The following is a 13736-nucleotide window of genomic DNA, read 5'->3' on the forward strand; positions in this document are numbered from 1 at the left end:
CAAATAAAAACCCGCTATTACTAGCAGGTTTTTTAAAGGGTTCAAATAAATATAGGCTTAACCTTGCAATACACTCACATCCGCAATTGCCGTGAATAAATCACGCAACTGAGCCAATAAACGTAAACGGTTTGCTTTCAATTCAGCATCATCTGCCATGACCATCACACCTTCAAAGAAGGCATCAATCGGTGCACGAAGCGCAGCAAGCTTAGACAACGCTTCCGTATAGTTACGTGCAGCTAGTAAAGGCTGAACTACTGGTGTCAATGTTTGAAGTTCTGCATAAAGCGCTTTTTCAGCAGCTTCAACTAGATTCGCTTCAACGACGCTTCCTTCAGGCGTTGCTTCTTTGGCAAGAATATTAGCAACACGCTTATTAGCCGCAGCTAATGCAGCAGCTTCTGGCAATGTACGGAAATGATTTACCGCAGTGACACGCTTATCAAAATCAAGAGGAGATTTTGGAGCAAGTGCTTGAACGGCTTGAATCACATCAACCGCTACGCCTTGGTCTTCATATTTAGCACGGTAACGACCTTCAAGGAAAGCCACTGCATCCGTACGTGTCTTGTCATGATCCTTAACAACATCGCCATAACCTTGTAAGGCAAAGTTCACCAATTCTTCAATCGTCACATCGAGTTCATTTTCGATGATTAAACGTAAGATACCGATTGCAGAACGACGTAATGCAAATGGGTCTTTAGAACCTGTTGGCGCTTGACCAATACCAAAAATACCAACAAGCGTATCTAAACGATCTGCAAGTGCAATCGTTGTACCTGTCTTGGTTTGTGGTAAGACATCACCAGCAAATTTAGGTAAGTATTGCTCACCTAAAGCTTCGGCAACTTCATGATTCTCACCTTCAAGACGTGCATAATACGTGCCTGCAATCCCTTGAAGTTCTGGGAATTCACCCACGAGTTCAGAAGTTAAGTCACATTTCGCAAGTAACGCAGCTTTCTCAGCATCAGCAACATTGGCACCCGTAATTGGAGATAATGCTACAGCTAATTTCGCAATACGTTCTGATTTATCCCACAGCGTACCCAATTGTGCTTGGAATACCATGTTGGCTAATTTTTCTTTACGAGATGCAAGCGGTTGCTTTTGATCTTGTAAGAAGAAGAATTCCGCATCAGACAAACGAGGGCGTACAACTTTTTCATTGCCTTCAATAATTTGAATCGGATCTTTCGACTCAATATTTGAAATGGTAATGAAGTAAGGCTGTAATTTACCTTCGGCGTTGATTAAGCAGAAATACTTTTGATTGTCCTGCATCGTGGTAATCAACGCTTCTTGAGGAACAGCTAAATAGCGCTCTTCAAAGGTCGCACGTAAAGCAACTGGCCATTCAACGAGGCTCGTTACTTCATCAAGCAAATCTGCTGGCACAATCGCAGTGGCATTGACTTCATCAGCTAATTTTTTCACTTGTTCTTGAATGGTTGCTTGACGCTTTTCGAAGTTCGCAACCACATAGGCTTGTTCTAAAGTTGCCAAATAGTCATTTGCATGCGCCAAAGTCACGGCTTCAGGTGCATGGAAACGATGACCATAAGTCACATTACCTGCTTTATGATCTTGAATGGTTGCTTCAACTACTTGATCATCTTTCAGCAATACCACCCATTTCACAGGACGCACGAATTCAGTACGGCTTGCTGCTGAACGCATACGTTTTGCGATTGGCAAGTTATCCAATGCAGTCTGTAAAATTTGTGGAAGTAAAGCATCAAGACTTTGACCTTTGACATCTTTTAGGAAGCACACTTTTTCAACTTTACCTGCTTGGAAAGTTGAAAGTTGGTCAACCGTAATGCCTTGACCGCGCATAAAGCCTTCAAGTGCCTTAGTTGCATTACCTTCAGCATCATAAGCCGCTTGTACAGCAGGGCCATCAAAACGTTTTTGTGTGTCTGCTTGAGCAGCATCGATATCAACAATTTTTAATGCTAAACGACGTGGTGCGGCATAGGCTTCGATCGCAGCAAAATTTAAGCCCGCATCTTTTAAGCCTTTTTCTGTTTCAGCTTTTAAAGCATCACGCAAAGTTTTTAAGCTTTTTGGTGGAAGTTCTTCACAGCCAAGTTCGAATAAAACTGTATGTTGAGTCATTATTTATTCTCCTTCGCTTTTTCAGCTTGGGCTGCTTCTGCTTCAACTTGTGCTTTAAGTTGGGCCAATACTTCATCACGCAAATGTGGTTCTGCCATAGGGAAACCAAGTTTCGCGCGGGCAGCCACATAACTTTGTGCAATTGAACGCGCCAAAGTACGGACACGTAAAATATAACGTTGACGTTCAGTTACTGAAATCGCACCACGTGCATCCAACAAGTTAAAGCAATGCGACGCTTTGATGACTTGCTCGTAAGCTGGGAGTGGTAGTTCAGCTTCGATTAAACGAGACGCTTCGGCTTCATAGAAGTCGAATAATTCAAACATTTTATCGACTGGTGCATATTCGAAGTTATAGGTTGATTGCTCAACTTCGTTTTGATGGAATACATCACCGTAAGTCACTGTACCGAACTGACCTTTGGTCCAAACAAGATCGTAAACTGAGTCTACACCTTGAAGGTACATTGCAAGACGTTCTAAACCGTATGTGATTTCACCAGTAACAGGGTAGCATTCAACACCACCGACTTGCTGGAAGTAAGTGAACTGAGTCACTTCCATACCATTGAGCCAAACTTCCCAACCTAAGCCCCAAGCGCCCAGTGTTGGAGATTCCCAGTTGTCTTCTACGAAGCGAATATCGTGAGTCAGTGTATCGATGCCGATCGCTTTTAATGAATCAAGATAAAGCTGTTGGATATTGTCTGGATTTGGTTTGAGTACCACTTGGAACTGATAATAGTGTTGTAAGCGGTTCGGGTTCTCACCATAACGACCATCTTTTGGACGGCGTGATGGTTGAACATAAGCCGCGTTCCAAGTTTCTGGACCTAATGCACGTAAGAAGGTTGCAGTGTGGAAAGTACCTGCGCCCATTTCCATATCATATGGTTGTAATACGACGCAGCCTTGCTCCGCCCAATAGTTTTGTAGGGCAAGAATTAAGCCCTGAAATGTATCAATATGCGATATAGCACGACTCATGGTGCATCCACTGGAATCAAACAAAAATTGTGGTTAAGTATAAGGATTTTGGGGAGGAGTGGCAAAGGGAAGAAAGTGGTTAATGCATGTTATATTGCGTCAATGAAGTTGGAATTTGAAAAAATTGGATAACTAGATGATTTTTAATAGGGACTCTAAAAAATATTTATATCATTACACACGAGCTGATACAGCAATTGATTATATTTTACAAGGTAACACGCTTAAGGTTAGCTCCTATCAAAAGACCAATGATCCTAAAGAGTCTAAAAATTGGTTATTTGAAATTGGAACAAATCATAATTCGGATCTTAGTGCTTATAACTTATGGACGCTATCTGATGAGCTAAATAGAGAAATTAAATCTTCAACATATGTCATATGTTTTTCTAAAGATAAAGTTTTAACTGGTAACCATTTAAATGATTTATTGAACAGAGGATATGGACGCTCAAGAATGTGGGCTCAATATGCTGCTAATCATACAGGGGTTTGTTTGGTTTTTGATAATGATCTACTGGGTCAGGCATTTCATAACGAGTTTTCTAAGTTTAGTTATTTTGCTCAGAATATTAATTATATTGATAGATTTATTGGAGAAAGAGACTCTGCATACATAATAAATGTAGATTTTTTGGAAAGTCTCAATTCAGATATGAAAGAGTACGCTTTATGTCATTCAGAAACCTATAAAGATAGGCTTTTTTTTGAAAAGTTATTAGATTGGGAACAAGAGCAAGAATACCGTTGGGTTTTAATGGGAGGAGATGTTGGTAGAGAGCCATTATTTAACTATCTAAATTCATTGAAAGGTATTGTATTCGGAGCTAATTGCTCGGAAGAACATATTTCTAAAATAGTTGAAATGACAAAAAGCCGAGGGGTTGAATATACACAATTGAAATGGCGCAATTGTGCGCCGTGGTACAATTTTGAAAGAAGATTTTGAATATTTAGACGTCATCTCATGACGTATTGCATCCCACATGCTCTTAATTTCACAACTTTGAAATGTTAATTTTTAAACGATATTCTCTGTTCTCCTTGGGTCGTTTGAAATGTCTGATCGCATTCGTGAAAAGCTACAAATTTTAGCGGACGCTGCCAAATATGATGTGTCCTGTTCATCCAGTGGCAGTGACCGTAAAAATAAAGATAAAGGTCTTGGTGACGCGAGTCGGGCAGGGATTTGTCATAGCTATACCGAAGATGGACGCTGTGTTTCTTTGTTGAAAGTCTTGTTCAGCAATGTTTGTATTTTTGATTGTGCCTATTGTGTGTCGCGCCGTTCCAATGATGTGAAACGAGCGGCATTTACGGTACAGGAAGTGGTTGACCTGACCATTAATTTCTATCGCCGTAATTATATCGAAGGGCTGTTTCTGAGCTCAGGTATTTTTAAGTCAGCCGACCATACCATGGAGCGCATGCTGCAAGTGGTGAAAAAACTGCGTTTAGAAGAAAACTTTAATGGCTATATTCATCTTAAAACCATTCCGGGTGCTTCCCCTGAATTGATTCATGAAGCAGGTCTGTATGCCGATCGAATGAGTATTAATCTGGAAATGCCAACTGAGGTCGGTTTAAAAGCCTTTGCCCCTGAAAAATCACATCAAGAAGTACAAAAAGATTTGGGACTGGTTCGTGATCGCTTGATTCAGCTTAAAGATGAACGTCAGCTTATCAAGCATGTACCGAAATATGTCCCCGCAGGGCAGACCACACAGATGGTGGTTGGCGCACATCAAGAAACTGATCAAGATGTGCTGTTTATGGCAGATCGGCATTACAAAGAGTTTAAATTAAAGCGAGTCTATTTCTCAGGTTATATTCCAATTAACACGGAAAATAATTATTTACCAGCAGTCGGTTCAGCACCACCTTTGTTACGCGAAAATCGACTGTATCAAAGTGATTGGTTGATGCGTTTTTATGGTTTTGAAGTCAATGAAATCGTCAATGAAAAACATCCACATTTAGATTTGGATGTAGACCCGAAACTGAGTTGGGCATTGCGTCATCCTGAACAATTTCCAGTGGATTTAAATCGTGCGGATTATCAAATGATTTTGCGCGTACCGGGCATTGGGGTGAAGTCTGCCAAGAAAATCGTGCAAGCGCGTCGTTTTGGTAAAATCCATACTGATTTACTGAAACAACTCGGTGTGGCGTATTCACGTGCCAAGTTTTTTATTCGTTGTGAAGATAGTCCACGGTTTCAAAAAGAACTTTCTACGACTGATATTCGTCAGCAAATATTAACGCAGGGTTCATCCAAATACGTTAAACAACTGTCACCGCAGCTGAGTTTGGGATTCTAAACATGCTTAGTGATGCGGTGGTTTATTACTACTTTGATGGCTCTATGGTCGGTTTACTCAACTGTGTATTTCGTGCTTTTCAATTTAAAGAATTCCACGTGCAATTGTATTTAAATCAAGGTGCTCAGCATGGCTTATTTGCCACGGTGGTTGAAATTCCAAATCATGAGCAACATGCAGCACGTGTTTGGTCAGCCTTACAGCAGAAATTGTCTCATTCATCTATGAGACAATTTTATTTTGCCTATTTATCTGAATCCTTGGATGCCTATCAGCATTTATTTAATTACTGTATCTATGTCTTTCAACATCAACATTCAGTTGAGAAGAATTATTCGCATCCCAGTGTTTTAGCAATTTCGCAATGGACGAAAAAGGTGGGACGCGAAAAGCATCGTATGGAAGCATTTGTGCGGTTTAAGAAAACCACAGATGGATTGTTTTTAAGTTTGGTTCGTCCTGATTTTAATGTGCTGCCTTTGATACAGCCGCATTTTAAGCGTCGTTATCAAGATCAACGTTGGTTGATTTATGACGAACAACGTAAATATGGATTGTATTATGACTTACACGAGATTCATGAGGTCTCTTTAGATGCTCATCAGATTGACCGTAATATTGCAAATGGAGCCAGTCAAAATTTCCAATTAGAATTAGATGAACAAGAAGAATTATATGATCAACTTTGGAAAGATTATTTCAATAGTATCAACATTAAAGAACGTCAGAATGTGAAATTGCATGTGCAATATTTACCTAAACGCTATTGGCGTTATCTGAATGAAAAATATGTTTAAGGCATTTTTTGATTATTATTTTAAAAATACCAACATAACAAAAGGGCACATTCATGACTAAATTAGTTTTAAAAACAGCAGTACTGATTATGGCTTGTTTGAGTACTTTGGTATTTGCCAAAACGCAAGATAAAGCGATAGATTCTTATAGCCAATGTGTCGATGACACCATTCAACAGCTAAAACTGGGGAATATCAATAATGCTGTGGTGGAGATCTGTAGCACCAGAACCAAAACTTTATATGCAAAGCAAATTGTGCAGTTATTGGATCAAATAAAAAAACAGAGTCAGGAATACAAGCAGCCTGAACGCTATCAGGACATGATGAAATCACAACAGCTCTGGAAAAATTTTGTCGATCAAGAGTGTCGTAATGCTGGTGCTTATATCGGTTCGTCGATGTATGAGTTTTGCCCCATGCAAAAATATGCAGAGCGATTGGAGCAATTGAAAGAGTATTTAAATTGACCTTGATCAGTTTTCGTTATTATTTAAAACTGTAATTTAAATACATCTTCAGTCTGAGTCAGCGTATACTGCTGCGACCAATGAAACAACACTATTCCAGCAAGGTGCATTGTGAGCTTAACCCAATCAGACTGGCTAAATTTCTTAAAACCGAATTACAAAGTATTACCTTTGAAAGAACGTCTACTTTCAGGATTTGGTGCGTTTTGTGGCTTAGCAATATCCTCTTTAATTAGTTGGTATGTATTGGGTGGTATGAATGCATGGTATATCGCCCCGATGGGCGCCTCTTCTGTACTGCTTTTTGCAGTTCCGAATAGTCCTTTAGCGCAACCGTGGAATGTTGTGGTTGGCAACATATTGGCAGGTTTAATTGGTGTGACATGTACACAGTTATTACCTGATTTAACCTCTGCTTTTAGTGTCGCAGTTGGGTTAGCCATTTTTATGATGATGACAACTGATTCATTGCATCCTCCAAGCGGCGCAGTTGCAATCACCGCAGTATTAGGCGGTGATGCTGTACATCGTTTGGGATTCCACTTTATTTTATATCCCGTATTACTCAACTCAATTTTACTTTTGTTGATTGCTGTCTTTTTCAATCGTTTGATTGGGCGTCATTATCCGATTACAGCGCATGTCAATGAGCGTTCCAAAGACCCTACGCCAACTCAGAAAGTTTCGATCCAACCTAAAGATATTAAGTATGCTTTGGCACACCACACAGAATTATTAGATATTAGTCAGTATGATTTGGAAAAGATCATTTTAGAGGCACAAGAGCACGCCAATGAACGTTTGAATCACTCATTTGTTTGCCAAGATATTATGAGTCGTGATGTGATTAAGCTACATGAAGATGATGATATTCACCAAGCCTTAGATAAATTCAAAGCGGTAAATTTAATGAGTTTGCCTGTGGTAAATTCAGATCATAATTTGGTAGGGACACTTGCTTTGTATGAGGTTGTGGAGTGGTTTAAAGGTGCAACAGATCCAAGAAATTCATGGCAACACTATGTACATCAAATTATGAGTCATCGCGTGGTAACGGTTGATCCGCTACAACCAATTCAAGATCTCATTCCTTATTTTGTAGAGAAATCTTTTAATTATATTCCTGTCGTGGAAAATCAACGTTTGATTGGCATTATTAGTCGTGCGGATATGATCGCTGCGCTTCAACAACAACTCAGTCGTCAAAAGCTTCAATCAGAATAAAAAAAGCTACGGTTGTATTAGGGGGAAATTCAACCGTAGCGACCAAAAGAGGTAAAGAAATTAACGCTTTATGCTTTGGTCTTCATAAACGGTTTTTACGGGCTGATTATAGCCTTGTACATAATCAACGCGACTTTGCTGTTGTTTTGGAATCACTAACCACAAAATCAGGTAAACCAAAATACCAGGGAAAGCTGCGCTCATGAGTGAAATCACTACAAAGATCAAGCGTAATAAATTTGCATTCCAACCAAAACGTTCCGCAATACCGCCCATTACACCAGCGATCATGCTTTGTCGGTTTGAGCGATATAAACCAGAATTGGCCATTTAATTTTTCTCCTAAAATATTTGATACAGCAACAGAATGAGGCTTCATTCATGATAAATCGCTGTTAATAATGAGATAGGGATGAACTGGTTTTTTTAAAGTTTAAACAGATGGGAGAATCGTTACGGTGTGTAAAAGGCTGATGGAAAAAACGACAGTATCGCCTAAAATGCACCGACTTAAAGCATACTGCTTTGTTAATTTGCTATTTCATCAAGTTACGTCCGCCATAATTACCCATTTGGGGAATAGACGAATATTCAAATGCTTCCTATATTTTGCAGAACCATGGGGTGTTTTTTGAAAAAAGTGTGACAACGATGTTGATATTAGAGATTTGTGAATATGCAGTTCAGGTTCTTCTTACAGCATGTTAGTGTAGGATTTTTATTGAGTTTGGGGTTGAGTGCTTGTGATAGCTATCATCCGGATTCAATGAAAACATCAAACCAAGCACAGCCAACTACTGATGAAAGTTCTATTCCTGTCATGTTAGATGCTGAGCAAGCACGAACAAGTGCAAGTGAAGGAATGTCACTGACTGAGGTTGCTGGACAAGCAACAGTTCCTCATGTTGCTTCTAAACATATGACGCAACCGACTCAACAAGATATGCAATATGTTGGGCGCTATCATGCGCGTATTCCTTGTACTGATGCATTTGCTGGTTGTGTCAAAGATGAAAAAGAAGCGGAATATATCTTAAATTTATTAGAAGATGGTTCAGTCTATTGGACCAATACCAGTTTCGGACGTTTGGGTTCAGATCCATCGCGCAATATGACCAAAATAGAGCAAACTTGTAAGCAGGTGCAATGGCATGTTCATGAGGCAGGAAATGAAATTATTGTCCGTTGTGATGCCGCCAATGTAAATTTGTATTATCAAATTAATCAAAATCATGATTTGGTTATGGATCTTGAGCAAATCTGGAATGGTGATCACGGGCAGAATCGTGTTTTTTTTAAAGAATATCCTTTCCCCAAAAAAGCTTATGTGTTTAAAAAAGTGAAATAAAGCTTTCATAAAAAAGAGCGCTTTAAGCGCTCTTTTTATTGATCAGTTCCGATTGAATTAGTAATCGAAGCTGAAGTGTTCTGGAGCAAGTGAAGTCAAAGTACGTGAAGTCGTTACCATTGATTCTGCGTGACCTTGTGCACGTGGCAATAAACGGTCAAAGTAGAAATCTGCAACTTTGATTTTTGCTTTATAGAATTCTGGAGTTTCAATGCCGTTACCAGCTTCTAGTTTCTCAGAAGCAATCACTGCTTGTTGAGCCCAGAAATAAGCCATCATCACATAACCAGAGAACATCAAGAAATCAGCAGAAGCAGAAGATACGATGTCACGGTCTTTACGAGCTGCAAGCATGATGCGAACAGTCAATGTGTTCCATTGAGCGCAAAGCTTCGTTAAGTCCCAAGCGAAACGACGTAAATACTTGTTACGCGCATGCGTAGCACAGAATTTCAAGATTTCAGCAGTATAGTCACGAACGACTTTACCTTTTGAGCTTAAAAGAACTTTACGACCTAATAAGTCGAGTGCTTGGATACCCGTTGTACCTTCATATAATGTTGAGATACGTGCATCACGTGCGATTTGTTCCATGCCCCATTCTTTGATAAAACCATGACCACCGTATACTTGCATACCATGGTTCGCAGCTTCTAGACCTAATTCAGTCAAGAAACCTTTCAAAATCGGGGTATAGAAACCTAGTTTGTCATCAGCAGCTTCATAAGCAGCTTGATCGCCATTGACTAATGCATCTGTCATTTTGTCTGCAAGTTTAGCAGCATGATAGATCATTGCGCGACCGCCTTCTGCAACCGCTTTTTGAGTTAACAACATACGACGAACGTCAGCATGATGAATAATCGCATCAGCTACACGCTCAGGCTCTTTCTTACCAGAAAGGGCACGCATAGACATACGATCTTTCGCATAAGGTAATGCACCTTGGAAAGAAAGTTCAGCATGTGCAATACCTTGAACCGCTGTACCAATACGTGCAGTGTTCATGAACGTAAACATGGCATGTAAACCTTTGTTTACTTCACCGATGAGGTAACCTGTTGCATTGTCAAAGTTCAATACAGCAGTTGCTGAAGCACGGATACCCATTTTGTGTTCGATCGAACCACAAGAAACCGTGTTACGCTCACCTACACCGCCATCAGCAGTTGGGATGAATTTAGGTACGATAAATAAAGAAATACCACGAGTACCAGCAGGTGCATCTGGAAGACGCGCAAGTACGATATGAATGATATTTTCTGTTAAATCATGCTCACCCGCAGAGATGAAGATTTTAGTACCAGAGATTTTATAAGTACCGTCAGCAGCAGGTTCAGCTTTAGTTTTAACTTGACCTAAGTCTGTACCACATTGAGGTTCAGTTAAGCACATTGTGCCTGACCAAGTACCTTCAACCAATTTAGGCATATAGGTATTTTTTTGCTCATCAGTACCGAACTGCATGATGGTATTCATACAACCAGTACTTAAACCTGGGTACATTGTAAATGACCAGTTCGCAGTACCCATCATTTCAGATTTGATGAGGTTCAAAGACATTGGTAAGCCTTGACCACCAAACTCTTCTGGGTAAGAAAGACCTTGCCAACCGCCCATTACGAACTGGTCGTAAGCATCTTTAAAACCTTTAGGCGTTGTTACTTCGCCATTATTGAAAGTACAACCTTCTTCATCACCAGATTGGTTCAGTGGAGAAAGTACGTTTTCGCAGTAATCTGCCGCACCTTCAAGAATCATATCAACAGTTTCAGCATCCGCATTTTGACCACTTGTCAAAGTTTGGTAATGTGCTGGATAATCTAACATTTCGTTCATTAAGAAACGAATATCGCGGAGAGGGGCTTTATAAGCTGGCATAATCTTAATCCTGTATTTGAATCATTTTGGATTATCTGTTTCGATACTTTGATTATTCATAATAGTGATAAAAATACATTGATAAACTCTAGGGAAAAAATTGTCAGAAAAGCTAATTTTCGAAATGAGTTGTGAGTAAGAAAATCATTTTTCTGTTAGAGTCTTCGTATATATTATATGTGAAAAATGATCTATTTTATAGTTGAAAATATAACGATATAAGGGTGTTTGGTAAAGCTATGCGTTTAAAATATTTAACATTATGCTTGTTAGGTCTTAGTCTTTCTGCATGTTCGCAGCATGTCATTAAAACCAATTCAGGTTCTCAGAATTTAGAGCAAAAGGCAATTAATAGTCTTAATGCAATGTATGAATATCCGAGTTACGATTATCGTGGCAAATTTAAAGTTCATGTCGACCTAGATCAAAATAAATCAAACACCTCGTCAGAAAAGGCAACTTTAGATGCAGCACTCAAACAAAAAGTGGATCAATATTTACAAGAGCAAAAGGTTAATTTAAACAGCAAACAGAAGCAGGCACTCTATAATGCCTTGGCACAACAGCCCAAAAGTTCTGGTGGTTCTAAAGCTGATAAATTTGCTCAGATCATGACCAATATATTGAATGATATGCAATTTGAATATGATGGCTCAGTCCACTATCGTCAGAAAATGGGTTCGTTTAATCTGACAGCACGTTATGAAAAACCAACCTTGTTAGTTCAAGCAAAAGTGCCGATGGTTCTAGATTTAAATAATTATAAGTTTTATATCAATTACTTTGCTTTGATGCCGTATTTGGTGAACAAAGAAAATCAAAATAATTTAGCTTATTTGGATTTTTCAAAATATCAGGCAATGTTTAAGCAAGTGGATTACAAAAAATTTGCAGAGTATGTGAAAGCTTCAAGTGCTGTTTATTACCGTTTGGCTGATCAAAATAACATTCAAGCATTGTCTGTCTCCGCTGCTGATCGAAATTTGGGTGTAGTCGAAAAAATTCGCTTAAAAACATCGATTGAAGAATTAATTTTACAAGCGAATTTGTACAGCAAAGTAAATGAAAAATATTTAATGCAAAGCATTTTAAATATTAAAGGACAAAATTTAGAAAAGCTGATTGCTGATGAAACCAATGCTGCAAGCAAAACCAAGCCTGATGCAGCGGCATCCATATTAGCGAGTAAAGATTCCGCAGATGATGCAAGTGTCGTCAGTCAGCAATTATATCGTTTAGTGAATCAGCACTTTGGTGTTGAAGGTGAAGCTGATCCAAAGGTATCCGATGCAGCGCAGCAAGCGATGGATGCTGCCAAAGAAGCTGGGATAGTCGCTGATGATTCAGAATCAGCTGATGCTGCCGTAGATGCAGCTTCTTCCTCAGAAGATGAGCAAGGTTTAACAGAGGCCCAATGTACAGCGCTTCAGAATGCTAAACAGGCTGCTTATGGAGATGCACAGTATTGTGAAAGTATTTACGATATTGATGTTTTTAATACGAAAAAAGCCGAATCAGGTTTTCTATCTTATGTTGAAAAATTACAAAGCGTAGAAAAAGAATTTGCTGTATATGATCAAAATCAATTTATTGATGATCAGGCATTTAAAGCGCTATGGATCAAGCATCAGGCTGAGATTGAAGAAACGTTGCCTCCTCAAGACAAACGTAATCCATTTACCATGGATATTGGTTTAGATGCGCAAGGGCGAGCAGTTAAAATTGATTATGATTTGAATTATGCACTCCCTGAACTGAAGTCTCGTTTTAATCTTAAAGCAGATATGTTGATTTCCAATTATGGCCAAGCAACGCCAATTGATCAGGCTCAATTGAAACGAGCGAAAACATGGGCTGAAGCAAGTAAAGGCTCAATGTTGGAACAAGCAATCGGTAGTTTCTCTGAGAAATTGGGACAGACAGGCATTCAAGAGCGTTCAGCTGAACCTTATACGTTATCTTTAGAAGATCAACTCAAAGTCATTGCAGAACAGCGATATGATGCAACACACAGTTATGAGCAAACATTTAAAGCGGTATTTATTGCCAAGCTGATAGAAAATAAAGCAGAAATTGCACAACGTTATACAAGTCAGGAATTGCAGGAAATCGCGGCTGTTTATGCCTATTGGTATGCCACAGATGACATCTATAACCCACAAGGTAAGGCGTTGAAGAGCATTGAAGCATTACAGAAGAAACATCATCTTGAGCAAGATGATCAGTTTGATGACAAGCTAGGGCAAGCTGTTAATCGTATTGTAAATGATGCGATGCATGGTGATAAAGATCGTCAAGCTTGGAAAAAGCTACAAGCTCAATATAAACAGCCACAGCAGCTATTTGCTCAACAGTATCAAGTTCAATTTGAGCGTGATAATGGAGTTTCAAGTGAGGAAAAACCATTATTGGCACAAACCGCAGCGATTTTAGGGCAAGTATATGTCGATGCTCGTAAAAATCAGTTGTCTGAAAAGAGCATTAAGACATTAAAGATTGAGCACAATGAATTTATTGATTATGAAATCTTTAAAGAAGTGTATTTGAAAATGCTAACGGCAAAATAATTGGCGATTACT

At 39.2% G+C, this 13736-nt stretch carries 11 protein-coding genes; 7 read left to right on the plus strand and 4 right to left on the minus strand.

From position 1 onward, the window contains the following. Positions 1–57: 57 nt before the first annotated feature. Together glyS and glyQ are read right to left on the minus strand one after the other, a co-directional pair. Positions 58–2127: a glycine--tRNA ligase subunit beta gene (gene glyS, locus IEV17_RS09745; RefSeq protein WP_004660268.1), complete on the minus strand. Its 2070-nt coding sequence runs from the start codon at positions 2125–2127 to the stop codon at positions 58–60. After that, complete coding sequence (gene glyQ / locus IEV17_RS09750; RefSeq protein ID WP_004660270.1) at positions 2127–3116, minus strand: glycine--tRNA ligase subunit alpha; 990 nt, start codon at positions 3114–3116, stop codon at positions 2127–2129. Before glyQ ends, glyS begins: the two co-directional genes overlap by 1 nt. 136 nt (positions 3117–3252) lie before the next feature. Between glyQ and IEV17_RS09755 the strand changes: the two genes are divergently transcribed. The 5 genes from IEV17_RS09755 to IEV17_RS09775 all read left to right on the plus strand — a co-directional run bounded on the left by IEV17_RS09755 (position 3253) and on the right by IEV17_RS09775 (position 7928). Continuing rightward, entirely contained in the window at positions 3253–4065 is an 813-nt protein-coding gene (locus IEV17_RS09755; protein WP_004660271.1) for a DUF2971 domain-containing protein, read from the plus strand. A gap of 109 nt (positions 4066–4174) precedes the next feature. Further along, positions 4175–5437, plus strand: a complete 1263-nt coding sequence (locus IEV17_RS09760) for a putative DNA modification/repair radical SAM protein (protein ID WP_004660273.1) — start codon at positions 4175–4177, stop codon at positions 5435–5437. 2 nt (positions 5438–5439) lie between these two features. Continuing rightward, on the plus strand, positions 5440–6234 hold the full coding sequence (locus IEV17_RS09765) for a TIGR03915 family putative DNA repair protein (RefSeq protein WP_004660276.1): 795 nt from the start codon (positions 5440–5442) through the stop codon (positions 6232–6234). A 53-nt stretch (positions 6235–6287) separates the two neighbouring features. Continuing rightward, entirely contained in the window at positions 6288–6704 is a 417-nt protein-coding gene (locus IEV17_RS09770; protein WP_004660277.1) for a lysozyme inhibitor LprI family protein, read from the plus strand. A 111-nt stretch (positions 6705–6815) separates the two neighbouring features. After that, positions 6816–7928 carry an HPP family protein gene (locus IEV17_RS09775; protein WP_004660280.1) on the plus strand — a complete coding sequence of 371 codons (1113 nt, stop codon included), beginning with the start codon at positions 6816–6818 and terminating at the stop codon, positions 7926–7928. 60 nt (positions 7929–7988) lie between these two features. On the opposite strand, the gene IEV17_RS09780 is transcribed toward IEV17_RS09775, so the two are convergent. Next, positions 7989–8258: a PspC domain-containing protein gene (locus IEV17_RS09780; RefSeq protein WP_004660281.1), complete on the minus strand. Its 270-nt coding sequence runs from the start codon at positions 8256–8258 to the stop codon at positions 7989–7991. Between the two features lie 346 nt (positions 8259–8604). Between IEV17_RS09780 and IEV17_RS09785 the strand changes: the two genes are divergently transcribed. After that, positions 8605–9276 (plus strand): hypothetical protein, encoded by a 672-nt coding sequence (locus IEV17_RS09785; RefSeq protein WP_004660283.1) that lies wholly within the window; start codon positions 8605–8607, stop codon positions 9274–9276. Positions 9277–9333: 57 nt separating this feature from the next. On the opposite strand, the gene IEV17_RS09790 is transcribed toward IEV17_RS09785, so the two are convergent. Next, complete coding sequence (locus tag IEV17_RS09790; RefSeq protein ID WP_004660284.1) at positions 9334–11157, minus strand: acyl-CoA dehydrogenase C-terminal domain-containing protein; 1824 nt, start codon at positions 11155–11157, stop codon at positions 9334–9336. Positions 11158–11396: 239 nt separating this feature from the next. On the opposite strand from IEV17_RS09790, the gene IEV17_RS09795 reads away from it, so the two are divergent. Continuing rightward, on the plus strand, positions 11397–13724 hold the full coding sequence (locus IEV17_RS09795) for a hypothetical protein (protein WP_004660285.1): 2328 nt from the start codon (positions 11397–11399) through the stop codon (positions 13722–13724). Positions 13725–13736: the final 12 nt, after the last annotated feature.

This window comes from Acinetobacter modestus (genome assembly GCF_014636095.1).
In the GTDB taxonomy this organism is placed as follows: domain Bacteria; phylum Pseudomonadota; class Gammaproteobacteria; order Pseudomonadales; family Moraxellaceae; genus Acinetobacter; species Acinetobacter modestus.

Bases quoted from the DNA above. Each gene is read 5' to 3' on its own strand.
- glyS (WP_004660268.1), bottom strand. From the start codon at position 2,127: ATGACTCAACATACAGTTTTATTCGAACTTGGCTGTGAAGAACTTCCA.
- glyQ (WP_004660270.1), bottom strand. From the start codon at position 3,116: ATGAGTCGTGCTATATCGCATATTGATACATTTCAGGGCTTAATTCTT.
- IEV17_RS09755 (WP_004660271.1), top strand. From the start codon at position 3,253: ATGATTTTTAATAGGGACTCTAAAAAATATTTATATCATTACACACGA.
- IEV17_RS09760 (WP_004660273.1), top strand. From the start codon at position 4,175: ATGTCTGATCGCATTCGTGAAAAGCTACAAATTTTAGCGGACGCTGCC.
- IEV17_RS09765 (WP_004660276.1), top strand. From the start codon at position 5,440: ATGCTTAGTGATGCGGTGGTTTATTACTACTTTGATGGCTCTATGGTC.
- IEV17_RS09770 (WP_004660277.1), top strand. From the start codon at position 6,288: ATGACTAAATTAGTTTTAAAAACAGCAGTACTGATTATGGCTTGTTTG.
- IEV17_RS09780 (WP_004660281.1), bottom strand. From the start codon at position 8,258: ATGGCCAATTCTGGTTTATATCGCTCAAACCGACAAAGCATGATCGCT.
- IEV17_RS09785 (WP_004660283.1), top strand. From the start codon at position 8,605: ATGCAGTTCAGGTTCTTCTTACAGCATGTTAGTGTAGGATTTTTATTG.
- IEV17_RS09790 (WP_004660284.1), bottom strand. From the start codon at position 11,157: ATGCCAGCTTATAAAGCCCCTCTCCGCGATATTCGTTTCTTAATGAAC.
- IEV17_RS09795 (WP_004660285.1), top strand. From the start codon at position 11,397: ATGCGTTTAAAATATTTAACATTATGCTTGTTAGGTCTTAGTCTTTCT.